Genomic DNA, 24,164 nt, shown 5'->3' on the forward strand with positions numbered 1-24,164 from the left:
ACGGCGCGATCCGACCGGACCGCGCCGTCTGGTGATCGCGGCTGGCCGGTGATGGATGGTTCTTCTCGCCAAAGAGGAATCACCCGTTGCCAGGCTGCCATGTCACCGATCACCAGATGAGGCTCTACATGAAGTTCCGTCAAACCAATTCGCCGCCAGAGGCGGCCGCGAAGGCGTCGTTCAGTTCGTCGACCGCTTATCGGCTCGAGAAGGATCTGCGCCTTCCGTCGCAAAAGAAGTCACCGCGGCAAAGGCGCCGGCCGGATCCCTTGGCCAACGTCTTCGGCCTGGAGGTCGTGCCGATGCTGAAGGCGGCTCCCGGCGTGCGGCCCGTGGCCATCTTCGAGGAGATGCTCCGACGCCATCCTGAGCTGGGGGCTGGAATCCGCCGCACGCTCGAGCGCCGGATCCGCGCCTGGCGGGCGATCCACGGCGAGGAGCAGGAGGTCATCTTCCGCCAGACCCACGAAGTGGGCCAGGTCGGCCTGTCCGACTTCACCGATATGGGCGAGCTTGGGGTCGCCATCGCTGGCGTGCCGCTCGATCATCGCCTGTATCACTTCCGGTTGGCCTATTGCGGGTTTGAACACGCCCATGTCGTGCTCGGTGGCGAGAGCTTCGTCGCATTGGCCGAAGGGCTGCAGAATGCCCTATGGTCGCTCGGTGGGGCACCGCGGGAGCATCGGACCGACAGCCTGTCGGCCGCCTTCTGCAATCTCGATCGCAATGCGAGGGACGATCTGACCAGGCGGTACGAGGACCTCTGCGCCCACTACGGCATGCGGCCTTCCCGCAACAATCGCGGCATCGCCCACGAGAACGGGGCGATCGAAAGCTCGCATGGCCATCTCAAGCGGACGATCGCCGATGCGCTGCTGTTGCGCGGCACTGCCGACTTCGATGATCTCGCCGCCTATCGCGGCTTCATCGACGAGATCGTCAGCCGCCGCAATGCCCGCAACGCCAAGCGGATCGACCACGAGCGCGCCACCCTGCAGGCGTTGCCAGATCGCCGCACCTCGGACTACGAGGAGGTGATTGTCCGCGTGACGTCAAGCGGCGGCTTCACCTTGCGCAAGGTGTTTTACACCGTGCCGTCGCGTTTGATCGGGCACCAACTGCGGGTGCGCCTTTACGACGATCGTCTCGACGTGTTCGTCGGCGGCACCCATCTCGTCACCCTGCCGCGTGGGCGGCCGCATCCCAACGGCAAGCACGACCAGGTCGTCGATTATCGGCACGTGATCCATTCCTTGCGGCGCAAGCCAATGGCGCTGCTCAATCTCGTCTACCGTGATCGGCTGTTCCCGCGCGATGCCTATCGCCGAACCTTCGATTGCTTGCGCGAACGGCTGCCGGACAGGAAAGCCTGCCGGATCATGGTCGATCTGCTCGTACTGGCCCATGAGCGCGGCTGCGAGGCCGAACTCGCCGATCAGCTCGCGACCGAGCTTGATGCCGGCCGACTGCCCGACCTCAACCGGCTGCGCGCTTACTTCTCTCCCGATCCGGCCTGCGTGCCGCACGTCGTGGTGCAGCTCGCACCGCTCGCCACCTATGAGTGCCTCATCGGTGCCGGCGAGATCGGAGGTGCCGCATGAGCACGGCCAACACCATTGACACCGCGCGCCTCAATCTATTGCTCAACGAGTTGCGGCTGCCAGCCATCAAGGTGCTGTGGCCGCAATTTGCCGAGCAGTCCGACAAGGAAGGCTGGCCGGCGGCCCGCTTCCTCGCCACCATTGCCGAGCACGAGATCGCCGAACGCGGCCGCCGCCGCGTCGAGCGCCATCTCGTCGAGGCGCGGCTGCCCGCTGGAAAGACCTTCGACAACTTCGACTTCGAGGCTGTGCCGATGATCTCCAAGGCACAGGTGACCGCGCTCGCCGCCGGCGATGGTTGGCTCGGCAAGGGCGCCAATCTGCTGCTGTTCGGCCCGCCCGGCGGCGGCAAGAGTCACTTGGCGGCAGCCATCGGCCTGGCCCTTATCGAGAACGGATGGCGCGTCCTCTTCACCCGCACCACCGATCTCGTCCAGAAGCTCCAGGTGGCGCGGCGCGAGCTCAATCTCGAGGCCGCCATTAACCGCCTCGATCGCTTCGACCTCCTGATCTGCGATGATCTTGCCTACGTCACCAAGGACCAGGCCGAGACCAGCGTGCTGTTCGAGCTCATCAGCGCTCGCTACGAGCGGCGTTCCATGCTGATCACCGCCAATCAGCCCTTTGGAGAGTGGAACAGGGTCTTCCCGGATCCTGCTATGACGCTCGCCGCCATCGATCGCCTCGTTCACCACGCCACCATCGTCGAGATGAACGTCGAAAGCTATCGCAGGCGCACCGCGCTCGAGCGGAAGCGTGGTCCAGGGCGACCATCCTCGCACGCGACACCAAAAACACTCGCTGATTGACGCTCCGCGACAATCAGAGCGAACAAAACTCTTGCGCGCGACAATCATCGCGGCAATCATCACCTCGCCGCGACACCCACTCGCCATCCTGATTGTCGCGCGCTTCCCATCCAGATTGTCGCGCTATAGCCGTCATAGCCGCGGCCGCGCAGCTCTTCGAAGATCCGGATCAGCGTCAACTGTTCACGAGCGGATTTAGTCACGTTCGACGCAAGCAGCCCGTCAAGTTCGACTGCCCATTGTCCGAGCTTTGGCCGCGGCTGCACCTGCCGCTCGTACTCGAATGAGGTCTCTCCCGACCTCAGCACCTTCCGGACCGTGTTCCGCGACACCTTCAGGTCACGGGCGATCTCCTTGATCGTCTTGCCCTTGATGAAGTGCTCGCGCCGGATCCGGGCAATCGTCTCCACGATCAGCATCCCCCACCACCTGCTTTGTTACGAAGCAGGCAGCGCAACAGACCAACCTGTAGGGGGTCAATTTTGGACGCCGATCCCCCGGCTTAGGGGGTCAATATTGCAGGCCGAATGACAGACCTATCTGAGGCTGAAGAAATGAACGCCTCGGGCACGCCGCCGCCTGCCGCCGCTCGCCGCGATCTTCACCTCGATGAGCGGGCGATCGACGGTCGCGGCGTTGATGGCCAGAACACGATCACGGTCCGCCTGGCCAAGCTGCAATCGGCCATATTGCTCGCGGGCAGCAAGGTCGGGATCATCGCCTTGAGCCGCTTGCCGCACGCCCAATCCCACGCCTCCCACAGCGCCGTCATCGCGTCCTTGATCGTCGCACCATATCTACGCTTGCGCTCTCGACGTGCTGCAGCTGCGCAGGCCCAGCCATTGCGCGTCGCCGGAGTGCGCGCACCGCGCTGCTGCAGTGATCGGCGAGAAGTTGTCCAGTCGTCGCGCGAGGAGAACACCATCGGCGGCAACGCGCCCTTCCCGGGGTTCATCGAGCCGCCTGTCTCAGGGGGTAGCGTGCCTGTCTCATTGCCCCAGCGGCCTCCAGCCCGTGTCTGCTGCTAATCTGCAAGACTGGCTGAGCCCAGTACAAGAGCAGCTATGGGCATGCCCAGGATAGCAAGCCGGAGCTTGCTAAGAGCCGGCCAAATGGCGTTGCCGCCCTAGCTGTGGTCCCGCGCTGGCCAGCGCTCCGCCACCTGAACCTTTACGCTGACCGTTCAGACGAATGAATGTCCGGGATTTTGCTAATCCCTCTCGGGGCTGGAACGCCGCCTGCGCTTTATTTCAAGCGGGCGGCATTTTCTTATGGCGTTCGTGGAGCTTGCGTGCCCTCCGCCCGCCCAGCGGGCAACAAAACGGCCCCAGCGGGGGGCTGCAGGCTGGGGCCGCCATTCCATCCCGGACAATAATCGGCGGTAAGGCGTCCGGGGTAGGACAAGTTCCAGAGGAACCAGAGGTTCCATCAATGGCCTTAAAGAACGGGCCCGATGTACCCTGGAGGACGGGCCGATCGCTCAGCAGCCGGAAAGGAGTTGTTCGGCTACAAGGCCGCACCGTACAGGATCGGCAGGGCTGACCTTGATGCCGATCAAGCACCTGAACGTTAAGCGGCTTCTTGAGGCCATTCGCGCAGTGACATGGCAGACCTACGTTTTGCCTGCCCGCGACAAAACTCCGGCTGCAACCTCCATGATCGTGCCGCCCACGATTGACTCTGGGCGCGTGTCAAAGGACGATCCCGCCGCCGGCACTGGGGCGAGGCTACTCAATGATGGATCGGACGAACCTGCGCTATCTTCTGCGTCTGCTTGAACATGGCCCATTTGAACGTCGCCCGCGCGGTGGCTGGCGCTTCGGCACCAAGGTGATCAGCGACGCGGTTGTCGAACGGCTGCTCGTCAGCGGTCGAGTCGAGATAGTCGGCTTGACGCTGCAACTCGCAGCAATGCCATCTTGAGGGCCGAGCCGATCCCGGAACGAACGACCGTCAGCAGGATTGCCTTTCTCGCAGTAGGAGTTGCGTCATGCGTCATGCGCCGTCCATCGTGCCGCTGGATCGGCTCGACCGGGACATCTACCTCGTCCTGGAGGATTTCGGTGCCCGGGCCGGCTGCTCATGGCGCGAGACCGACGAGCAGGACACCGACTTCGAGACGATCATCCGCGACCTCATCACGGGCCAGTACGCCTATCCGGTCCGGATCGTGGCTTTCAACGCCGTTGATGGCTGGTCGCGCGACGCCACCAGCGAGGTCGCAGATGAGCTTGGTGAGCGCGCCGCGGGCAACGCCGAGATCACGCCAGCCCTGCGCGCCTTCATCGAAGCGAATGCTACCCGGCCGTTTGCTGTCCAACTGGCACTTCCACTGCGCGGAGCTGTGTGAGCATGGCGCCCCTGACCGCCGCCTCGAGCAGAGCTATGACGACGCGATGAACGCGCTGGCCAACTACCTGACACGCGAGGACGACGCGCAGACCACGGTCGATTGGCTGCACCGCATCCTGGATCGCGACGGCCTCCGCGACGCTATCACCGAGGTCTTGGTTGACGCGAGGGTGCATCCGCGGCCGAGAGCTGACGTGCCGGAATAGACGGTCTGGCCAGGGCAACCGTCAGAAGCCGTGCATTAGCAGGTCAGCTCGCGACGCGATCGCTGCCCGATGTCCGAGAACGGGGAACAGGCGACCTCCCGTATGAAGTTGAGCTACACGGCCGTTGGCTGCGAAGCCCAATCGACCGAATGACGCCCTGGCCGCTGCGGCAGGATAGGGACGAGCAGACAATTGCAGCGACAATGACCACGGAAGCTAAAGGGCGACTCAGGGAGAGCCCGCCATTGACTGGCTTGCGCGCGCGACATTCCAACAGCGAGGCCCAGCTGCGGCGTGTCATGGAGACCTATATCGAACTGGGTCGACAACCCCGATCACTTCCGCTCGCTCTATTCGATGCGAGGGCCGCTGAGAGTTCGATAGCCCTTAACTGATTGCCTGCTAAGAGCTGCACTCTGCTTTGCAGTTGGAGCGCAAGGCCGCCAAAATGAGCAGGTCAACCGAGGTGTTTCGATCGGAGATCGTTGCTGTATCGACGATCGGCGTCGCCGCGATGGTCTTTTTTTGGGATCTCTGGCTATGAGGCCTGCTCCGCCTTGACGGCGGCAACGGCCAGCATCGCGTCGCCGATCATGTTGCCCTGTGCCTTCAGGGCATTGCCGGCGCCGACGATATCCCGGACCTCTTTGTTCTGGCTCAGCTTCGACTTGCCGACCAGGCGTGTGATCTCGATCTCGATGCCGACGATCATCTTGAGCATCGTGTCGATGTAGTCCTTGGGGCTGTCGGTCATCTTCCAAGGATTGGCCTGTTTCGCCTCATGAATGCGCGTCAGGCGCGCGACCATGCCGCGGACGTAACGCTCATCATCGCGGATCGTGACACGTCCGTACACATGCGCAACCATACGGCAGCCTTACCGCTGCGCCTCGGTGGCCATCCAGCATAGCCGCCTTCGGGCGCGCAGGTAATCCTAGTAGCGGATGGTTGGGTCCACGTTCCGGGCGGCCTTGAACGCGGCCTTGAAGTCGAATAGTTCGCCGCACGGCCTCCATCTTCTCGATGGCGGCGTGGAAGGCCGCCACCGCGGCGCGAGCGTCCTCTAGAGAGCCTGGCCACCATCTCCTCGAGCTTGCGCGCGATGACAAGGGGCTTGCCTGGACGGAGTGCTTCCAATCGTACAGGTGATAGCTGAGGCGGAAGTGATCGCCGCGGATGCAGCAATAAACGATGCGGCCGGCTGGTCGTCGACGGTCGCATCGTCCGCCGCGCCGATGTGCCCGGCCTCCGTCGATCCAGATCGCCGCGACGCCGCCGGCGCGGAGGTAATTGTCAGCCAGGTCGTCGTCGTGGCGAGCCTTGCAATGTCGCCCAACACGATCCGTGGTTTGCGTCGATCGCGTCAACCCTGTCTCCGTTTTTACCGCCTGACACGGCGATCATGCATGGCCGCTGCCAGAATACCGACTGCCACGCCCATGATGATGATCCAGACAACAAGTCCCGCGTACCAAGGAAGCACGTTGGTCATCGTCACTCCTCCTGGTCTACGCCGACCGGCGCTCTCGTGGCGTCCGCCCCCTCCTCCCGGGACGCCCCTTGCGATCATTGACGCGACGTTGCGGCGTATTGGAAAGCGGCGGGGGACCCCTCGACGGCGCGTCATCGATCAAGTAATCAAGCGTCGGCTCGTGCTCGGCTGGTGGACGCTCCAGCGCGGCGAGAAAGGCCCTGCCCGCGTCGGTTATGCGCCACTCGCCAGGCTCGCGCACAATCAGCTTCTTGCCGAACATGTCCACGCTGCCGCCGGCACGGGTCTCCATGCGCTTCATCCGCGCCGTCCATTCCGGCCCGCTGGTCATGAGCACGGCAAGATAGCGCTTCAGCTCTTCGAGCGTCGCCCGGCCGCTGGGATGGCCGTCCAGAACCTTGAGGATGGTGAGCTGAAAACTCAACGCCACACTCCGCAACGAAATCATTAAAATATGATGATGAGCCTACATCGGACCATGCGGCTGTCCAGAACGAATTGGGAAGGGAACCCGCATTCTGGGCTTTCCTCCCGCTCAGCACCGACCTTGCAAATGCCAAGACCGAAGCATTAGGCTTGCCCCGTTAAGCTCGCCGGCCGCGGGCTCGGCCCAAAGGGCCGCTCGGCGTCCTCCGCTTACCGGGCGGCCCGGGGCCGAAAGGGTCTTGGCGACCGTTCCCGCAGGCCTCATCGGGCAACCGGATGCGCTCACAGCTTCATTCGGCTGTCCAACACCGAGACCTATCTGAGGCTGAAGAAATGAACGCCTCGGGCACGCCGCCGCCTGCCGCCGCTCGCCGCGATCTTCACCTCGATGAGCGGGCGATCGACGGTCGCGGCGTTGATGGCCAGAACACGATCACGGTCCGCCTGGCCAAGCTGCAATCGGCCATATTGCTCGCGGGCAGCAAGGTCGGGATCATCGCCTTGAGCCGCTTGCCGCACGCCCAATCCCACGCCTCCCACAGCGCCGTCATCGCGTCCTTGATCGTCGCACCATATCTACGCTTGCGCTCTCGACGTGCTGCAGCTGCGCAGGCCCAGCCATTGCGCGTCGCCGGAGTGCGCGCACCGCGCTGCTGCAGTGATCGGCGAGAAGTTGTCCAGTCGTCGCGCGAGGAGAACACCATCGGCGGCAACGCGCCCTTCCCGGGGTTCATCGAGCCGCCTGTCTCAGGGGGTAGCGTGCCTGTCTCATTGCCCCAGCGGCCTCCAGCCCGTGTCTGCTGCTAATCTGCAAGACTGGCTGAGCCCAGTACAAGAGCAGCTATGGGCATGCCCAGGATAGCAAGCCGGAGCTTGCTAAGAGCCGGCCAAATGGCGTTGCCGCCCTAGCTGTGGTCCCGCGCTGGCCAGCGCTCCGCCACCTGAACCTTTACGCTGACCGTTCAGACGAATGAATGTCCGGGATTTTGCTAATCCCTCTCGGGGCTGGAACGCCGCCTGCGCTTTATTTCAAGCGGGCGGCATTTTCTTATGGCGTTCGTGGAGCTTGCGTGCCCTCCGCCCGCCCAGCGGGCAACAAAACGGCCCCAGCGGGGGGCTGCAGGCTGGGGCCGCCATTCCATCCCGGACAATAATCGGCGGTAAGGCGTCCGGGGTAGGACAAGTTCCAGAGGAACCAGAGGTTCCATCAATGGCCTTAAAGAACGGGCCCGATGTACCCTGGAGGACGGGCCGATCGCTCAGCAGCCGGAAAGGAGTTGTTCGGCTACAAGGCCGCACCGTACAGGATCGGCAGGGCTGACCTTGATGCCGATCAAGCACCTGAACGTTAAGCGGCTTCTTGAGGCCATTCGCGCAGTGACATGGCAGACCTACGTTTTGCCTGCCCGCGACAAAACTCCGGCTGCAACCTCCATGATCGTGCCGCCCACGATTGACTCTGGGCGCGTGTCAAAGGACGATCCCGCCGCCGGCACTGGGGCGAGGCTACTCAATGATGGATCGGACGAACCTGCGCTATCTTCTGCGTCTGCTTGAACATGGCCCATTTGAACGTCGCCCGCGCGGTGGCTGGCGCTTCGGCACCAAGGTGATCAGCGACGCGGTTGTCGAACGGCTGCTCGTCAGCGGTCGAGTCGAGATAGTCGGCTTGACGCTGCAACTCGCAGCAATGCCATCTTGAGGGCCGAGCCGATCCCGGAACGAACGACCGTCAGCAGGATTGCCTTTCTCGCAGTAGGAGTTGCGTCATGCGTCATGCGCCGTCCATCGTGCCGCTGGATCGGCTCGACCGGGACATCTACCTCGTCCTGGAGGATTTCGGTGCCCGGGCCGGCTGCTCATGGCGCGAGACCGACGAGCAGGACACCGACTTCGAGACGATCATCCGCGACCTCATCACGGGCCAGTACGCCTATCCGGTCCGGATCGTGGCTTTCAACGCCGTTGATGGCTGGTCGCGCGACGCCACCAGCGAGGTCGCAGATGAGCTTGGTGAGCGCGCCGCGGGCAACGCCGAGATCACGCCAGCCCTGCGCGCCTTCATCGAAGCGAATGCTACCCGGCCGTTTGCTGTCCAACTGGCACTTCCACTGCGCGGAGCTGTGTGAGCATGGCGCCCCTGACCGCCGCCTCGAGCAGAGCTATGACGACGCGATGAACGCGCTGGCCAACTACCTGACACGCGAGGACGACGCGCAGACCACGGTCGATTGGCTGCACCGCATCCTGGATCGCGACGGCCTCCGCGACGCTATCACCGAGGTCTTGGTTGACGCGAGGGTGCATCCGCGGCCGAGAGCTGACGTGCCGGAATAGACGGTCTGGCCAGGGCAACCGTCAGAAGCCGTGCATTAGCAGGTCAGCTCGCGACGCGATCGCTGCCCGATGTCCGAGAACGGGGAACAGGCGACCTCCCGTATGAAGTTGAGCTACACGGCCGTTGGCTGCGAAGCCCAATCGACCGAATGACGCCCTGGCCGCTGCGGCAGGATAGGGACGAGCAGACAATTGCAGCGACAATGACCACGGAAGCTAAAGGGCGACTCAGGGAGAGCCCGCCATTGACTGGCTTGCGCGCGCGACATTCCAACAGCGAGGCCCAGCTGCGGCGTGTCATGGAGACCTATATCGAACTGGGTCGACAACCCCGATCACTTCCGCTCGCTCTATTCGATGCGAGGGCCGCTGAGAGTTCGATAGCCCTTAACTGATTGCCTGCTAAGAGCTGCACTCTGCTTTGCAGTTGGAGCGCAAGGCCGCCAAAATGAGCAGGTCAACCGAGGTGTTTCGATCGGAGATCGTTGCTGTATCGACGATCGGCGTCGCCGCGATGGTCTTTTTTTGGGATCTCTGGCTATGAGGCCTGCTCCGCCTTGACGGCGGCAACGGCCAGCATCGCGTCGCCGATCATGTTGCCCTGTGCCTTCAGGGCATTGCCGGCGCCGACGATATCCCGGACCTCTTTGTTCTGGCTCAGCTTCGACTTGCCGACCAGGCGTGTGATCTCGATCTCGATGCCGACGATCATCTTGAGCATCGTGTCGATGTAGTCCTTGGGGCTGTCGGTCATCTTCCAAGGATTGGCCTGTTTCGCCTCATGAATGCGCGTCAGGCGCGCGACCATGCCGCGGACGTAACGCTCATCATCGCGGATCGTGACACGTCCGTACACATGCGCAACCATGTAGTTCCACGACGGGACCTGCTTCTTGAACTCGACCTTGCTCGGATACCAGTTCGGCGCGATGTAGGCATCCGCGGCGCGGAAGACGATCAGAACCTCATCACCGGTGGCGAGATCCTGCCAAACAGGGTTCGCACGAGCTACATGCGAATGAAGCACGCCCTGCTGACCTTCGTGCGCATGCAGTTCGAACGGAATATGATTCGCGTCGAGTCCACTCTTCCCGTTCGTAAAGAGGATGCCGAGCGGATTATTTTGAATGAGATCGTGAAGCACCTCGGCGCAAGCCTCAACGAAGTGCGGAGGGACGTACATGACAACTCCTTGGCTATTGCAGGACGCTGTGCACCCTTGGGTCGCGCAGCATCAACAGGTTTGGTTCAGACCTCGGTCATCTCGAATTCACTCTTGCCAGCACCACAGTCGGGGCAGATCCAATCTGCGGGCACGTCCTCCCAGCGGGTGCCGGGCGGAATGCCCTCGTCAGGCCATCCGTCTCGCTCGTTGTAAATGAGCCCGCACAGTGCACACATCCAGGTCTTGTAGACGGGCGCATCGCCTGCGATTTCCGTGTTCACGTGAGCAGTTTCGTTGCTCATGACAACTTCACCTATTCCTGTGGCAGGGTTCACGAGTTCGATTTAGGGCAAGGCTGGCCTATCCAACAGTGCCAGATAACTGCAGTTTACCGGACCAGTTTCTTGCCTGCGATACTACTTTTCCCTTTGTTTTGCCGATCGTGATCATCACCTGCACCTTGCGTTTGCTGGCGTGCCGATGCTGCGCCATCGCGCGGGTGGCGCGTTCGTCGAGATACGACTCATCTTGGGGCTCTTGTTGCCTGGAGTGCCTGTCGTCTTTATTGGCCCGCGAAGCGACCTGCTCTTGAACGAATGAAGCTCACTCGGCAGGCCGGGCGGTCGAGACGGCGTTCCCCTCCGCATTGTCGAGCGCCGCAAGAGCCTTCGGCTTGCGCAAACGCACATAGACCTGCGCCGCCAGAAGCGTCACGCAAAGAAAAAGAAAGAACGCGCTGATCGGCCGCTCGACGAAAATCATGGCATCGCCGCGCGAGACCAGCAGCGAACGGCGGAAGTTCTCCTCAAGTCGTGGCCCCAGCACGAAGCCGAGGAGGATCGAGGCCGGGTGGAAATCGAGCAGCAGGAGTAGATAGCCGATCAATCCAACGACGACGGTCTCGCCAACCTGGAACATGTCGTTGTTGGTCGAGTAGACGCCGATCGCGACGAAGAACAGCGCGCTTGGATAGAGATATTTATACGGAATCATGAGGAGCTTCACCCACAGCCCGATCAGCGGGACGTTGAGCAAGACCAGCATGACGTTGCCGATCCAGAAGCTCGCGATCAGGCCCCAAAAGATGTCGGGGTGCTCTTTGATCAGTTGGGGACCGGGTACGATGCCCTGAATCATCAGCGCACCCAGGATCAGCGCCATGACTGCGTCCCCGGGAATACCAAGGCTCATTGTCGGAATGAAGTCGCCCTGTACCGACGAATGCGTCGACGCCTCTGGACAGGCGACGCCTTCGATCATGCCGGTGCCGAACTTCTCCGGCGTCTTCGAAATCTTTTTCTCGGCTGCGTAGGAGATAAAGGAAGCGATCGTTGGTCCCGTTCCCGGAATGAGCGAGCAAAGGCTCCCGATGACGGTGCCGCGCAACATCGCAGGGATGGAACGGCGCAGTTCGTCGCGTGATGGGCGCAGATCGCGCAAACCGACTTTCGAATAGCGCGTGTTCACCTCGGAGTATTGGTTCACGCTCTTCATGAACTCGGCGATACCAAATAGGCCGAGAGCGAGTCCGACGAGTTCGATGCCGTCAAGGAGATTCGGGATGCCGAAGGTGAAGCGCTCCGAGCCGGTCTCGACATCCGTTCCCACGATTCCTAGAAACAGGCCGAGCAACGTCATGGCGATGCCTTTGAGAGGCGAGCCTTTCGCCAGCGTCGAACCGGCGAGCAGGCCGAGAAGCATCAGCGAGCATATTTCAGTTGGACCGAACTCCAGCGCGACCTTCACCAGCACCGGAGCCAGAAAGATCATTTCCAGGATGCCCCAGGAAGCGCCGACGAACGACGATAGGACCGTGATGCCGAGCGCCGCACCGCCGCGGCCCTGCTTCGTCAGCGGAAACCCATCGAGGCACGTCACCGCGTGCGGCGGATGGCACGGTAAGTTGAGCAGGATTGAACAGATCGCGCCGCCGTATTGGGCCCCATAGAAAACCCCTGACAGCATCAGGATGGCGCCGACCGGCTTGATGCCGAACGTCAGCGGCAGCAGCACCGAGATGGTGGCGAGTGGCCCCATTCCCGGCAGGACGCCCACCATGTTACCTACGAGGACGCCGACAAAACACCACATGAAATTCTGCGGCTCGAAAGCGACACCAAAGCCGTACCAGAGATCGGAAAGCGCGCTCGCGAACATCTAAAACCCCCAACGGTACAGCAGGAAAGGAACCTTGAGCACGTAGGAAAAGAGGAGGCAGCCGACGACCGCGACGACCGCGGCCAGGACGGCTGATCCTTTCAGCGTGGCGGTCCTGTCGCCGAGCGCGGAGACGAAGACGCACATGAAGGTGGCCGCGGCCATTCCGAAATAGAGGCCGAAGAGGACGAACATCAGAGGACCCGCGAGGATGCAGGCCCAGCCACGCCATTCCATCGCCGCGGGCAAGACGCGCTCTCCCTCTTCGAGAGGCGTCGCCAATCCGGTGATGAAGATCAGGGCTCCGACGAGAACCATCATGAGGCCGAGCATCAACGGAAACATGCCCGGTCCCACGTGCGCGAAGGTCCCGAGCGAATATCTTGCTGAGTTGACGCCGATCCCGGCGCCCAGCAGCACCATGAGCAGCCCGGCGTAGAAGTCCTTCTTCCGCAGCATCATCGGCATATCGGCACCTCTAGTTGGTTGTGGTCGCTATCACGACGAGCGCCGAGGCTGGTTCGGAAGACACCTGCGTCAGTTTGTGCGGAATCGTGGAGTCGAACTGGACGCAATCGCCCGGCTTCAATGTCTCCTTGCGCTTTCCGATGACGAGCTCGATCCGGCCGGAGAGAATGAACAGGATTTCCTCACCTTCGTGGTGACTCATGATGCGACCGCGTTTCGCCGTCTTGGTCGGTCGCACGATAAAGGCGCGCATGGTGCGGTCGGGAGCCAGACCGGCGACTAGCGACAGGTGCGTGTCGACGTCGCCGGCCTTCCCGTTCTTCGCGCGGACAATCGTGATCGGGTCGTGGTCGTCCGGCTGGCCGTAGAAGCGGTCTAAGGTCGTTCCGAGAGCCGCGGCGATCTTAAGGGCGGAGCCTATCGACGGAGAGGAGAGCCCGCGTTCCAGCTTGGAAAGATAGCTGCGGGTCAAACCGGAATCGGCGGCAAGCTGCTCCAGCGTCATGCCGCTCTGCACGCGAAGGAATTTGAGGTTGAGTGTCATTGCGCTCGGCTCTTTCCCAAGTTATTGCCCGCATCGATCTCGCACCAAACCACCGATATTTCAAACCTTAGAACGGGTGCCGACTGATCACAGATCCAGCACTAGCCGTTGTCCGGCGCAATCGCCCACGCAGACGATGAGCTCATTCTGCCGCTCAGCAGGCGAAAGCACGCGATCGCGATGGATGGGGGGGCCCTCGGTCCAGCGCGTGCGGCAGGCGCCACAGATGCCGCCGCCGCAGGACACGGGGACCTCGACGCCGAGGGCATCGAGCGTTCCGAGAAGACCAACATCTGGCGTGACAGTTGCAAGCTTCTGGCTCACCGACAGATACAGCTCGTAGGGAGGCACGTCGCTTCGGGCGATGGCCTTGGGCGGGGTGAACATTTCGATGTGTTTGCGCTCTTCCGGCCAGGCCGAGACGGCATCTTCGAAAGCCTTCAGCATCGCTGCGGGTCCGCAGCAGGCCGCTAGGCCACATCTGGCAAATTCCCCGACAATTTCGGCGATGACGGGCTTGGCCTGCGCGGTCGTATCGTAGAGGCGGACACGGCCTGCTCCGATTGCCGGCGCGATCATGTCGGTCAGGACCGGTCGTCCGCGGCTCGTCCAGTGCAGCACGTAGTTCGAGCGCCCTCGTCGTTCGAGATGCCGAATTGCGGAGATGAACGGGGTTACGCCGATGCCTCCCGCGAGGAATACGTTCGTTCCCTCCTGGTCCAGTGCGATCCCGCCGCGCGGCAGCGAGACCGAAATCGGCTGTCCCGCCTCCACGCGATCGTGCAGGAAGTTCGAGCCGCCGCGGCCTTCGCGTTCGCGCTTCACCGCGATCACGTAGCGCCGATCATCGTCCGGTTCATTGCAGAGCGAATAGGTCCGGACGAGACCCTGCTCCAGGTGAACGTCAATATGGGCCCCGGCCCGAAAGGGTGGCAGCTCCCAATCGTCCTGGTCGACCAGCGTGAAGCGCTTAGTGTCGTTGCCGAGATCCTCGACCTTCGAGACGACGGTGGAGACCGTCTTGATCGCCTTCGCCATCTAGATCGGCCTCACGGCGTCGCCTACGCGTAGCGTGCCCCCTGCGATGATCTTGCAGTTCAGCCCCGACCGGTTGATCAACGGATCGAAGACGGACTTGCCGAGTATCTCCTCGATGTGCCGGCACGGCGTTGAAAGGCGGGTCGCCTCGACAATCGCTTCTCCGAGCCGGAAGCGACGGCCGACGAGATGATTCAGCGGGACGCCTTCGACGGTCACGTTCCGGCGATGTTCCTCGGGCAGCAACTCAATCTTGTGGTCGCGTTGCAGGGCCTCGAGCGTCTCCATCTCGAACAGGGTGACCTGCCGCCCCTCCTCCGGCTTGTGGGAGTAGAATCCTGTTTCCTGGCCGGCGAAATATCGATCGCCCTCGATACCGCGTCCAGCGACGAGCTCGAGCGAGGGAAACGAGCGCATCGGCAAAAAGGCACGCGGGGTCTTGTGCAAAAAGCGGACGACGCCCTGCCAGGACATGGTGACCTCGGGCTCATCGATTGCGGTCGCGTCCATCATGTTCTCTCCATGGGCCTTAATCCGAACTGGTCTCAACGTGATGCGGCGAGCGATTTGTCAAGGGTCTGGCGCACGTCTGATCGCACCTCGATGACGACCGGTCCCTTGGTCGTCATCGCCTCCGCGACGGTCCCGGGGGCACGTTCCGCATCCTCGATGACGAAGCCGGTCGCGCCGAAGGCGCGCGCCAAAGCGGCAAAGTCGGGATTCGAAAGATCCGTGCCGTACGGACGACCGGGATAGGCACGCTCCTGGTGCGACCGGATGGTCCCGTAGGACTGGTTATTGGATACGACGATCGTGAGGTTCGCGCCTCTGGCGACGGCCGTCGCAAGCTCATTGCCCGTCATCAGGAAGCCGCCGTCTCCGCAGAAGGCAACCACCTGCCGCTCCGGAAAGCGAAGGCTGGCAGCGAGCCCGGACGGGACCCCACTGCCCATCGCCCCGCAAGCCGAGCCGAGCAGCCGCGCGGTCGGCTCGAGGCTGAAGATGCGATGGACCCAGCCGGCGAAATTGCCTGAATCCGTCGTGACGATGCCATCGGGCCTGAAGTGCGCGGCAATGGCCGCCACCGCGTGACCGAAGACGTCCGCCGATGGTACGCCGAACTGAGGCCAACCATGCGTGGCCGTCCGCGCCGCGGCAGCCGCGGAGGACCACTCGGCGCAGGCCCGCGCCGTCGCGGGAGCTGCGAGCATGGCCGACACGAATGCATGCGATCCAGAGACGACCGCGACGTCGGTTCGGACGCGCTTTCCGATCGCATCGGGATCTGGATAGACATGGACCAATGGCTGGCGAGGCTCGGCCTGTCTCGGAAACGCAAAGCCGAGCGAGGACAGATCGCCCAGACGTGTTCCGACGGCAACGACGAGGTCGGCGCGTTCGAGCAGTTTCACATGAGGCTGAGACGTGAAGAACCCGAACTGACCGGCCCACAGCTGGTGAGACTTCGGGAATTGGTCCTGCATCTTGTTCATAGTGACGACCGGCACGTTCCATTTCTCGGAAAACGCGATCAGATCTTGGCGGAACGATGCCGTGCGGCATTCGCCGCCGACCAGCAGGATCGGCCGCTCCGCGGCCCTCAACAACGCCCTCGCCTGTTCAATGGCCGCAGCACCGGGCTCTGGACGCACAGCTCCGTTGGCTGTGGCCACAAATCCCTTGGCCGGGTCTTCAAGGAGATCTTCCGGCAGTTCGATGGCGACGGGACCTGGCGTTCCCGCATGGGCCACGGCGAACGCGCGGGCCATCATCTCTGGAACGAGATCCGCCGAGTTCAGACGCACCGACCACTTCAGCACGCCATCGAAAGATCGGCCACAGTCGATCTCCTGCACCGCGTCCCTTGCGAGGTTCGGACGATCGACCTGACCGACCAGCATCACCAGCGGAATCGCCTCCTGCGCGGCCACATGCAACCCGAGCGCTGCGTTGAAGGCGCCCGGACCACGGCTCGTCATCACGACGCCTGCGCGCCCTGTGAGTTTGGCGTCAGCGACCGCCGCGAGGCTCGCGCTTCCTTCGTGCCGGCAAGTCACCAGATCGAAATCGTTACGGTCGCGCAGCGCGTCCAGCAGCGCCAGAAAGCTTTCTCCCGGGACGCCGAAGGCCCTGTCCACCCCGTGCGCGACGAGACAGTCCGCGACGAGTTCCGCGACGCGGTAGGTCATGCGACGCTCCCGTCCTGCCTGATGGTCAGGGGATCGCCCATGACGCGCAGTGGCGCCTCGGTCCGATCTCGCAGCGCCTCGATCGCGAGGCCGTCAAGTAGGGCCCGAACGGCAAGGCCATCCTCGGTTATGTCGATGATGCAGAGGTTGGTGAAGATGCGGGTCACCACTCCGCGCGCCGTGAGCGGATACCCACATCGCTCCACGATGCGGGAGCGGCCATCCTTGGTGGTGTGGTCCATCATTACCCAGATCGACTTGGCGCCGACCGCCAGATCGATGGCTCCGCCGATGCCGGGCGGAGACCCGTTGTCACCCGTCGTCCAGTTGGCGAGATCACCGTCCTTGGACACCTGAAAGGCGCCGAGCACGGCCACGTCGAGATGACCGCCTCGCATCATCGCGAACGAGAGGCTGGAGTCGAAGTAGGAACCGCCGGTTCGGATCGAGATAGGCATCTTCCCTGCATTGATGAGATCCCAGTCCTCTTCGCCCGCCGGTGGCTTCGGACCCACGTTGAGGACTCCGTTCTCGCTGTGAAGGATCACGCCAGACCCCTCCGGCAGGTAGTCAGCGACGTGCGTCGGTGCGCCGATACCGAGATTGACGAATCCCTCCTGCGGCAGATGAAGTGCGACCATGCGGGCCAGCGCATCGCGTGCAAGCGGTGTCATCGGGAGCTCCTTGCGAAAACGCGATCGACGAAGATGCATGGAGTGACTATGGCTTCCGGATCCAAATCGCCGACGTTGACCACGCGGTCGACTTCCACGGCGACCGTCCGGCCGGCGGTCGCCATCACCGCGCAGTGGTTGCGCGCGGTCTTGTTATAGGTGACGTTGCCGAGCGTGTCGGCGAGATGACCTTTGACGAAAGCGAAATCTGCATGAAGCGGTAGCTCAAGAATAAATTCGCGGCCGTCGACGACGATCTTCTCCTTGCCGTCAGCGAATACCGTTCCGACGCCGACGGGAGAAAGGAAGCCGCCGAGACCGGCGCCGCCTGCCCGGATGCGCTCCACCAACGTGCCCTGCGGAACGAGTTCGAGCTCGACCGTGCCGGCACGATATTGTTCGGCGAACTGCTTGGCGCTGCGCGGATAGGAGCAGACGATCTTGCGAACGATCCTGGCTTCGAACCACAGCGACAGATCGTCCTCCGTGGAGCCGGCGTTGTTCGATATCAGCGTCAGGTCGCGGACGCCCCGGTCGAGCACCGCCTTGACCACTCCGAGCGGAAGCCCCGCTCCGCCGAACCCTCCCATCATGACGGCGTCGCCGTCCTTGATGCCTTCCACGGCCGCCGCCGCGTCTTCAACCACTACGTTGCGCATCGTAAATCCGCCGTCTCTGCTACGGGATTGATTTGAGGTACGTCGTTGACAGGCCACGGCCGACCCGGTCGAGCAGCATCTCGTTGGTGCCGTCGGCGTAGGCCGCCATCCGGACCTCGGCGAAATGCATGTTCAGGCGGTGGGCTGCGCCGGCGCCCGTCGCGCCCACGATCCGGACGCACTGATCGATGCCCCAAAGCGCGGTGTCGACAGCGAACTTCTTGGCTTGCGCCGCGAGCGCGACCGGATTTCCCCCGGTCTGTATCTGCTCGGCGGCGCGGAAGACGAGCGCGTTGGCGGCCTCAAGCCGGACCGACACCTCCGCCAGCTCCCAGCGCAGGCCCTGATGTCCGGTCAGCGGCTTTCCGAAGGCCTGCCGGCCTTCGCAGTAGTCCACCGCCTCGCACAGCGCCGCATGCAGAGTTGCGACGCACATGGCGGCCACGTGAACGCGGGCCGCGTTGACCGATGCCATCGATGCCTTGAGCGCGGCGCCGGGCGCTGCGATCAGACACCAATCGGGAATGAAGTGGGCGTCAAAGGCCACTTCGGCCAGACGGAAGGAACGCGCTCCGGGAACGACGATCTCGGTCCGCTTCACCGTCTCGGCTTGGCCGAAAGGCACGTAAAAGCTGGCGATCTCACCGGTCCCCGCAGCGTCTCCGACGCGGGCCAGGACGATCAGACCACCGACCAGCAGGCCGTCGGTCATCCACGCCTTGGTGCCGCTCAGAGCCCAGCCGCCGTTGACTGGAACCGCGGTGGTGGTCAGGGCGGAGACATCGCTGCCACCAGCTGGCTCCGTCATGGCGGTTGTCAGAAGAAGCTCGCCGCGCAACGCGGGCTGCAGCAGGCGCTCGATCTGGATCGACGTACCGGTTTGTGATAGGCGCGTGGCTCCGCCTTGATGGTGGTTCAGGCAGAACGCTGCCGCAAACCCGTGGTGCGCCATTTCCTGCGCAACGCGGACTTTGCACAAATAAGACGCTTCCAAGCCACCGTGAGCGCGCTTGGCCTGGAGGCCCAGCATGCCGAGAGCGGCCCACTCGGCGATCCACCTCTGCGGGAACGCGTCACCTGACACGTGCGCGGCGAAGACGCTCTCGGAGAAGGCACCGGCGCAGAACGCCCGCGCCTTCGCCACGTGATCACGCTCTTCGGCGGAGAGATGAACGTCATACTGGTAATAGAAGTCCACAGGAGATCCTTCGGCGAGCTACTTCTGAAGAGGCGCCCCAATGTCCTTGGCCCACTTATTCCAGTAGGCCTCTTCCTGTCCGACCTCGGCCGTGAAGGTCGAGACCGTTGAACCTGTGATCAGCGTGGCGCCGATCGTTTCCAGTTGCTTCAGGAATTCCGGGTCGCTCGAAGCCTTGTCAAGTGCGGCGCCAATCTTGGCGACGACGTCCGCGGGAAGGTTCGGCGGACCCGCGACCCCGAACCACGGCGAGATATCGAGAGGCTTGCCAGCGGCCTGCTCGATCGTCGGCAGATCCGGGAAGGCCGGCGACCGGTCGGCCGACGTCACCGCGAGCGCCTTCAGGGATCCGGCCTTGACCTGCTGGCCGATCGTGGCTTCGGTGAAGAAGCCCACCTGCAGGATGCCCGACATGCAATCGACGATCGGTTGATTGCCGCCCGAATAGTTGATGAACGTCATCTTCGTATCATAGGCCATGTCGAACAGCGTGCCGCCGACATGGGACGTCGCCCCGAACGTGCCGCCGAAGTTTACTTCTCCAGGGTGCGCTTTCAGATAGGCCACGAGTTCCGGAACAGTGGACACTGGAAGCTTCGGGTTCACCACGAGCAGGTTCCGCTGTTTCGCAACCTTGCGGATATAGGTGAAGCCCTTCTGCTGATCGTAGCGCACCGACGAATACAGTGCCTTTGCGCGAGTATTCGAGGACTCCACCGCGACGAGAAGCGTGTAGCCGTCAGGGTTTGCGCGGGAGACGTTGGACGCGGCGATCATGCCCCCGGCGCCGCCGTTGTTCTCGACGATGACGTTTTGATTCAACTCCTTCGCCAGCAGACGACCGATCACCCGGCCGATGATGTCCGTTGGCCCTCCGGGGGGAAATCCGACGACCAGCTTAATCGTGGTTGAGGGATAAGCATCGGCGGCCTCGATCGGTCCAGCAAGGAAGCCGAGACAAAGAACGGCGGCGCCGGCGCCAATCGACGCAGTTTTTCGGAGCGATCGAAACATGCAGCACCTCCCTCGAAGGACGACCCACCTTCAAGCCAAGGACACTTTGTGTCAAGTGTGAAACGATCGTGATCCGACCAGGAGACGCACATTGACCGGGCAAACGTTGCGGAAAAAGCGTGCATCATGCCTGTTAAGCCACATCTAAGCCGAATGTGCCGCCCGGCAGCCCAACCCTCCAGGGTTGCCAAACCCCGTCGTTGTGTTCTAGACGATCGGTCTACAGAGAACACAAATGGCGAAATCTACAGACAACCACCGCGAGCTCAATGGGCAGGGCCGAAACCAAGTCGGCTATGCGCCGACCCGCGACGTTCTGATCCGTTGCGGAATGGAGGTGATGACCCAACAAGGTTTTGCAGCTACGGGCCTGGACGCGCTGCTGCGCCGCGCCACCGTGCCAAAGGGTTCGTTCTACCACTACTTCGAAAGCAAGGCCGACTACGGCCGCGAAATCATGAAGGCCTACGACTCCTTCTTCCGGCACAAGCTGGACCGCGCCCTGGACGACGAAACGCTTGCGCCGTTGGCGCGCATGCGAGCTTTCGTCGAAGGCGCCAAAGCGGGCATGGCGAAATACAGCTATACGCGCGGCTGCCTCGTCGGAAACCTCAGCCAAGAGGTCGAAGCGCTGCCCGACGATTACAGGTCCGCCTTGGACGAGATCGTCAAAGGATGGCAGCGGAAGGTGGCGCATTGCCTGGAACGCGCATACGAGGCTGGCGAGATCGGCAGCGCGGACTGCGATGCCCTGGCTGAGTTTTTCTGGATCGGTTGGGAGGGAGCGGTGATGCGTGCGCGCCTCGTCAAGAACGGCCTCCCGCTCGATACCTTCATCGCCGGTTTCGTCGCCGGCCTGCCGCGTCCGGACGAGCCGAAGGCCAGGTCCAGAAGAAAATCGTGAAGAGGAGTTGGAGTTGTTCAAAGCCGTGTTGATCGAGAAGGACGAGCGGGGATATCGCGCCGACGTCGCTGAATTACCGGACAGCCGCCTCCCCGACGGTGAGGTGACGGTCGAAGTCGAGTTCAGCACGCTGAACTACAAGGATGGCCTCGCGATTACCGGCAAGGGCCCGATCGTGAGATCCTTCCCGCTGGTGCCCGGGATCGACTTCGCTGGCGTGGTGTCGTCGAGCTCCGACCCGACCTACACGCCGGGGGACCGGGTAGTTCTCAACGGCTGGGGTGTCGGCGAACAACATTGGGGCGGCCTGGCGCAGCGAGCAAAGGTCAAGGCCGACTGGTTGATCAAGCTGCCGCCCTCGATGCCGTCCCGCCGCGCGATGATCATCGGTACCGCCGGGTATACCGCGATGCTGTCGGTCGTAGCCCTCGAGAAGTATGGCATCCGTCCCGGCGCAGGCGACGTGCTGGTGACCGGCGCCGGCGGAGGCGTCGGCAGCATGGCCATCATGCTTCTCCACAAGCTCGGTTTCCGCGTCGTGGCTTCGACCGGCCGACCGGACGAGGAGCCCTATCTCAAGAGCCTGGGCGCTGCCGAGATCATCGACCGGTCACAATTGTCGCAGCCCGGCAAGCCGCTGCAGAAGGAACGATGGATCGCTGCGATCGACTCTGTAGGCAGCCATACGCTCGCCAATGTTTGCGCCGGAATCAAAGCGGACGGAGCGGTCGCCGCGTGCGGCATGGCGCAGGGATTGGATTTTCCCGCAAGCGTCGCACCCTTCATCCTGCGCGGAGTGGCGCTGTTCGGCATCAACAGCGTGACCCGCCCGAAGGCAGAACGGGTCGAAGCCTGGGATCGTCTCGCTTCCCTGCTAACCGAAGCCGATCTGGAGAAGACGGCGGTCGAGATCGGTCTGAACGAGGCCGTCGCCGCGGCTGGCGGGCTGATGAGTGGCCAAGTGCGCGGGCGCACGGTCGTCAACGTCAATAGATGACATCGTCCGAAAAGTAGAGCGATGCGACCGTGGCGGTCCGCCTCGGGGCAAATCTGAAAGCAATGACCGCTCGTCCAAAAATGGGAAGATCCCCAAATATGGCTGCTTCGGAACGAATTGGAACGGATGAACCTGGGTTCGGGTTCTCGACGCGAGCGATCCACCATGGGTATGACCCTGCCCATCACTCTCGCGCGGTATCCCATCCCATTCATATGACCTCGACCTTCGCCTTCGACAGCGTCGCCGAATTAGATGCGGTGGCCGCATTGGGGGGCAAACTGTATGGGCGGGAGTTCAATCCGACGACCGCATTGCTGGAATCCCGTTTGGCAAACTTGGAGGGTGCCGAAGACGCCGTCGTACTGGCCTCGGGAATGGCCGCGTTCGGTGCCTTGGTACTTTCGCTCTTATCCCAAGATGACGAACTCATCGTCCATCGGACCTTGTATTCGAATACGACGACCATGACGGAACAGGGCTTGCCGCGCTTCGGCATAAAGACCATCCCTGTCGATCTCAATGATCCCGCCAATCTGGATACTGTTCTCACATCTCGCAGTAGAGCCGTCTACTTTGAGACGCCGGTCAATCCCACAGGAGACGTGCTCGACATCGAAGCCATTGCGCAACGTGCTCGGCGGGCCGGCCTCTTGGTCATCGTCGACGGCACATTTGCATCTCCCGCGCTGCAGAGGCCTCTCCAATGGGCGGACATCGTGCTCCACTCCCTTACCAAATATATCAGCGGGCATGGAGACGTTCTTGGAGGGGCTCTGCTGGGACGGACCGAGTTGATCGAAAAAATACGTGATCGCGGCTTGCGCTACATCACCGGTGCCGTCATGTCGCCGATGGTTTCTTCTCTGATTTTGCGCGGGATCAAGACGCTTCCTCTCCGAATGGACCGCCACGGGTCCAACGCACTTGCGATTGCGCGCATGCTCGATGCCCACTCGGCGGTAGAGTGGGTGAATTATCCATTTCTGCCGTCCCATCCGCGGCATGCAGTCGCAAAGAGACAAATGTCAGCGGGCTCTGGAATGCTGTCCTTTGGTCTACGCGGGGGTTTTGATGCCGCCCGCTGTTTTCTCGACCACCTCAAGCTCATTACGCTTGCCGTCAGTCTCGGAGATGCTGAAACGCTCATCATGCATCCCGCGAGCCTGGTTCATGCCCGGCGCGCCGTTCGTCCCGAAGCGCGCCTGCAAAGGGGAGTCGGAGATGACCTGATTCGCCTCTCGGTTGGTTTGGAAGACGAGGCAGATTTGCTCGGCGACCTTGAGCAGTCCCTGAATCGTCTTTAGGTCGCCCGCAACGAACGTACGTCAAGGAGAGGCCTAAGATGATTGCGCCGCCGCCAGGACTCGAGCCCGCCATGGACTTTGCTCGAATTACTCTCAGCCCTCAGAAAGAGGTCGTCCGAAAGTTCTACAAGGACATGTGGGACAATGCGGACGTTGCTCTAATCCCCGAAATATTTCAACCTGGGTTCACCTTCCGGGGCTCCCTTGGTCCTGTCCTCGTCGGCTTCGATCAGTTCGCGGACTACGTCAGATGGGTGACAGACTCCCTTGAAAACTACACGTCTGATATCCTCGATCTCCTGGAGGAGGGCAATGCGGTGTCGGGGAAGCTGCGTTTCCACGGCATCCATCGGAAGCCAATGTTCGGCCATGCGGCCACCGGACGCCACGTGTGGTGGTACGGTGCGCCGATCTTCACGTTTCGAGGCGACAAGGTGAGCGATCTGTGGGTCTTGGGCGACATCCACGGACTGATCGGTCGTCTCGCGCCGGATCCAACTAGCAAGCCGGAATTCACAACGGATAAGTAGCCCTGGTCCATGATCGCTCGCGCCAAGCGGGGACTCGAGAATCCTGCGGACCGTGCCGCGGCCCCTCTAATTCCCGTACCTTTCTAGCTTACGGAGG

27 protein-coding genes and 2 pseudogenes are annotated in these 24,164 nt (G+C 62.5%); 12 read left to right on the top strand and 17 right to left on the bottom strand.

The features are described 5' to 3' along the window. Positions 1-116: 116 nt before the first annotated feature. Both istA and istB read left to right on the top strand, forming a co-directional pair. Positions 117-1,601 (top strand): IS21 family transposase, encoded by a 1,485-nt coding sequence (istA, locus tag IVB24_RS38680; RefSeq protein ID WP_247768157.1) that lies wholly within the window; start codon positions 117-119, stop codon positions 1,599-1,601. Continuing rightward, positions 1,598-2,410, top strand: a complete 813-nt coding sequence (gene istB, locus IVB24_RS38685; protein WP_247300139.1) for an IS21-like element ISBj11 family helper ATPase IstB — start codon at positions 1,598-1,600, stop codon at positions 2,408-2,410. Before istA ends, istB begins: the two co-directional genes overlap by 4 nt. Before the next feature lie 119 nt (positions 2,411-2,529). Here the strand turns inward: istB and IVB24_RS38690 are convergent. Continuing rightward, positions 2,530-2,829: pseudogene (locus IVB24_RS38690) on the bottom strand (IS21 family transposase); the annotation flags it as partial. 182 nt (positions 2,830-3,011) lie between these two features. Beyond that, the gene (locus IVB24_RS38695) at positions 3,012-3,344 is read right to left on the bottom strand and encodes a hypothetical protein (protein ID WP_247774344.1); all 333 of its coding nucleotides are present in this window, start codon (positions 3,342-3,344) and stop codon (positions 3,012-3,014) included. Between the two features lie 800 nt (positions 3,345-4,144). Between IVB24_RS38695 and IVB24_RS38700 the strand changes: the two genes are divergently transcribed. The 3 genes from IVB24_RS38700 to IVB24_RS38710 all read left to right on the top strand — a co-directional run bounded on the left by IVB24_RS38700 (position 4,145) and on the right by IVB24_RS38710 (position 4,968). Beyond that, positions 4,145-4,333, top strand: coding sequence for a hypothetical protein (locus IVB24_RS38700; protein WP_247774345.1), 189 nt, complete (start codon positions 4,145-4,147; stop codon positions 4,331-4,333). A 67-nt stretch (positions 4,334-4,400) separates the two neighbouring features. Then, entirely contained in the window at positions 4,401-4,760 is a 360-nt protein-coding gene (locus tag IVB24_RS38705) for a hypothetical protein (protein WP_018456539.1), read from the top strand. Between the two features lie 46 nt (positions 4,761-4,806). After that, on the top strand, positions 4,807-4,968 hold the full coding sequence (locus IVB24_RS38710) for a hypothetical protein (protein WP_247360206.1): 162 nt from the start codon (positions 4,807-4,809) through the stop codon (positions 4,966-4,968). 538 nt (positions 4,969-5,506) lie between these two features. Here the strand turns inward: IVB24_RS38710 and IVB24_RS38715 are convergent. From IVB24_RS38715 to IVB24_RS38725, 3 genes and pseudogenes are all read right to left on the bottom strand, one after another. Next, positions 5,507-5,836: pseudogene (locus IVB24_RS38715) on the bottom strand (FMN-binding negative transcriptional regulator); the annotation flags it as partial. Positions 5,837-6,476: 640 nt separating this feature from the next. Beyond that, a complete protein-coding gene (locus tag IVB24_RS38720; protein WP_247774410.1) occupies positions 6,477-6,890 on the bottom strand; it encodes a hypothetical protein in 414 nt (137 codons plus the stop codon). 376 nt (positions 6,891-7,266) lie between these two features. Next, entirely contained in the window at positions 7,267-7,599 is a 333-nt protein-coding gene (locus IVB24_RS38725) for a hypothetical protein (RefSeq protein ID WP_247774344.1), read from the bottom strand. A gap of 800 nt (positions 7,600-8,399) precedes the next feature. Between IVB24_RS38725 and IVB24_RS38730 the strand changes: the two genes are divergently transcribed. The 3 genes from IVB24_RS38730 to IVB24_RS38740 all read left to right on the top strand — a co-directional run bounded on the left by IVB24_RS38730 (position 8,400) and on the right by IVB24_RS38740 (position 9,223). Then, positions 8,400-8,588, top strand: coding sequence for a hypothetical protein (locus IVB24_RS38730; protein WP_247774345.1), 189 nt, complete (start codon positions 8,400-8,402; stop codon positions 8,586-8,588). A 67-nt stretch (positions 8,589-8,655) separates the two neighbouring features. Continuing rightward, entirely contained in the window at positions 8,656-9,015 is a 360-nt protein-coding gene (locus tag IVB24_RS38735) for a hypothetical protein (RefSeq protein ID WP_018456539.1), read from the top strand. Positions 9,016-9,061: 46 nt separating this feature from the next. Further along, positions 9,062-9,223, top strand: coding sequence for a hypothetical protein (locus IVB24_RS38740; RefSeq protein ID WP_247360206.1), 162 nt, complete (start codon positions 9,062-9,064; stop codon positions 9,221-9,223). 538 nt (positions 9,224-9,761) lie between these two features. Here the strand turns inward: IVB24_RS38740 and IVB24_RS38745 are convergent. From IVB24_RS38745 to IVB24_RS38800, 12 genes are all read right to left on the bottom strand, one after another. Beyond that, on the bottom strand, positions 9,762-10,406 hold the full coding sequence (locus tag IVB24_RS38745) for an FMN-binding negative transcriptional regulator (RefSeq protein ID WP_247774346.1): 645 nt from the start codon (positions 10,404-10,406) through the stop codon (positions 9,762-9,764). A 65-nt stretch (positions 10,407-10,471) separates the two neighbouring features. Beyond that, positions 10,472-10,624 (bottom strand): rubredoxin, encoded by a 153-nt coding sequence (locus IVB24_RS38750; protein ID WP_039799797.1) that lies wholly within the window; start codon positions 10,622-10,624, stop codon positions 10,472-10,474. 367 nt (positions 10,625-10,991) lie between these two features. Further along, entirely contained in the window at positions 10,992-12,545 is a 1,554-nt protein-coding gene (locus IVB24_RS38755; RefSeq protein WP_247342049.1) for a tripartite tricarboxylate transporter permease, read from the bottom strand. Beyond that, the gene (locus IVB24_RS38760; protein WP_247774347.1) at positions 12,546-13,007 is read right to left on the bottom strand and encodes a tripartite tricarboxylate transporter TctB family protein; all 462 of its coding nucleotides are present in this window, start codon (positions 13,005-13,007) and stop codon (positions 12,546-12,548) included. It lies immediately after the preceding gene. Between the two features lie 16 nt (positions 13,008-13,023). Continuing rightward, the gene (locus IVB24_RS38765) at positions 13,024-13,518 is read right to left on the bottom strand and encodes an XRE family transcriptional regulator (RefSeq protein ID WP_245288438.1); all 495 of its coding nucleotides are present in this window, start codon (positions 13,516-13,518) and stop codon (positions 13,024-13,026) included. A 126-nt stretch (positions 13,519-13,644) separates the two neighbouring features. After that, positions 13,645-14,595, bottom strand: a complete 951-nt coding sequence (locus IVB24_RS38770; RefSeq protein WP_247774348.1) for a PDR/VanB family oxidoreductase — start codon at positions 14,593-14,595, stop codon at positions 13,645-13,647. Beyond that, entirely contained in the window at positions 14,596-15,108 is a 513-nt protein-coding gene (locus tag IVB24_RS38775) for an MOSC domain-containing protein (RefSeq protein ID WP_247342058.1), read from the bottom strand. It abuts the gene before it with no gap. A gap of 32 nt (positions 15,109-15,140) precedes the next feature. Then, entirely contained in the window at positions 15,141-16,784 is a 1,644-nt protein-coding gene (locus IVB24_RS38780; RefSeq protein ID WP_247774349.1) for a thiamine pyrophosphate-dependent enzyme, read from the bottom strand. Further along, positions 16,781-17,458 carry a 3-oxoacid CoA-transferase subunit B gene (locus IVB24_RS38785; RefSeq protein WP_018456528.1) on the bottom strand — a complete coding sequence of 226 codons (678 nt, stop codon included), beginning with the start codon at positions 17,456-17,458 and terminating at the stop codon, positions 16,781-16,783. Before IVB24_RS38785 ends, IVB24_RS38780 begins: the two co-directional genes overlap by 4 nt. Further along, a complete protein-coding gene (locus IVB24_RS38790; protein ID WP_018456527.1) occupies positions 17,455-18,117 on the bottom strand; it encodes a 3-oxoacid CoA-transferase subunit A in 663 nt (220 codons plus the stop codon). The genes IVB24_RS38785 and IVB24_RS38790 overlap by 4 nt, the downstream gene beginning before the upstream one ends. Positions 18,118-18,136: 19 nt before the next feature. Beyond that, positions 18,137-19,315, bottom strand: coding sequence for an acyl-CoA dehydrogenase family protein (locus tag IVB24_RS38795; RefSeq protein ID WP_018456526.1), 1,179 nt, complete (start codon positions 19,313-19,315; stop codon positions 18,137-18,139). 18 nt (positions 19,316-19,333) lie between these two features. Next, a complete protein-coding gene (locus IVB24_RS38800; protein WP_247774350.1) occupies positions 19,334-20,329 on the bottom strand; it encodes a tripartite tricarboxylate transporter substrate binding protein in 996 nt (331 codons plus the stop codon). 235 nt (positions 20,330-20,564) lie between these two features. Between IVB24_RS38800 and IVB24_RS38805 the strand changes: the two genes are divergently transcribed. The 4 genes from IVB24_RS38805 to IVB24_RS38820 all read left to right on the top strand — a co-directional run bounded on the left by IVB24_RS38805 (position 20,565) and on the right by IVB24_RS38820 (position 24,067). Next, positions 20,565-21,233, top strand: a complete 669-nt coding sequence (locus IVB24_RS38805) for a TetR/AcrR family transcriptional regulator (RefSeq protein WP_247774351.1) — start codon at positions 20,565-20,567, stop codon at positions 21,231-21,233. 13 nt (positions 21,234-21,246) lie between these two features. Further along, positions 21,247-22,230, top strand: a complete 984-nt coding sequence (locus IVB24_RS38810; protein ID WP_247774352.1) for an MDR family oxidoreductase — start codon at positions 21,247-21,249, stop codon at positions 22,228-22,230. 98 nt (positions 22,231-22,328) lie between these two features. Next, positions 22,329-23,537 carry an aminotransferase class I/II-fold pyridoxal phosphate-dependent enzyme gene (locus IVB24_RS38815; protein ID WP_247774353.1) on the top strand — a complete coding sequence of 403 codons (1,209 nt, stop codon included), beginning with the start codon at positions 22,329-22,331 and terminating at the stop codon, positions 23,535-23,537. Between the two features lie 38 nt (positions 23,538-23,575). After that, positions 23,576-24,067 carry an ester cyclase gene (locus IVB24_RS38820; RefSeq protein WP_247282263.1) on the top strand — a complete coding sequence of 164 codons (492 nt, stop codon included), beginning with the start codon at positions 23,576-23,578 and terminating at the stop codon, positions 24,065-24,067. The last annotated feature ends 97 nt before the right edge of the window (positions 24,068-24,164 follow it).

Source organism: Bradyrhizobium sp. 192 (assembly GCF_023100965.1).
GTDB lineage: Bacteria > Pseudomonadota > Alphaproteobacteria > Rhizobiales > Xanthobacteraceae > Bradyrhizobium > Bradyrhizobium symbiodeficiens.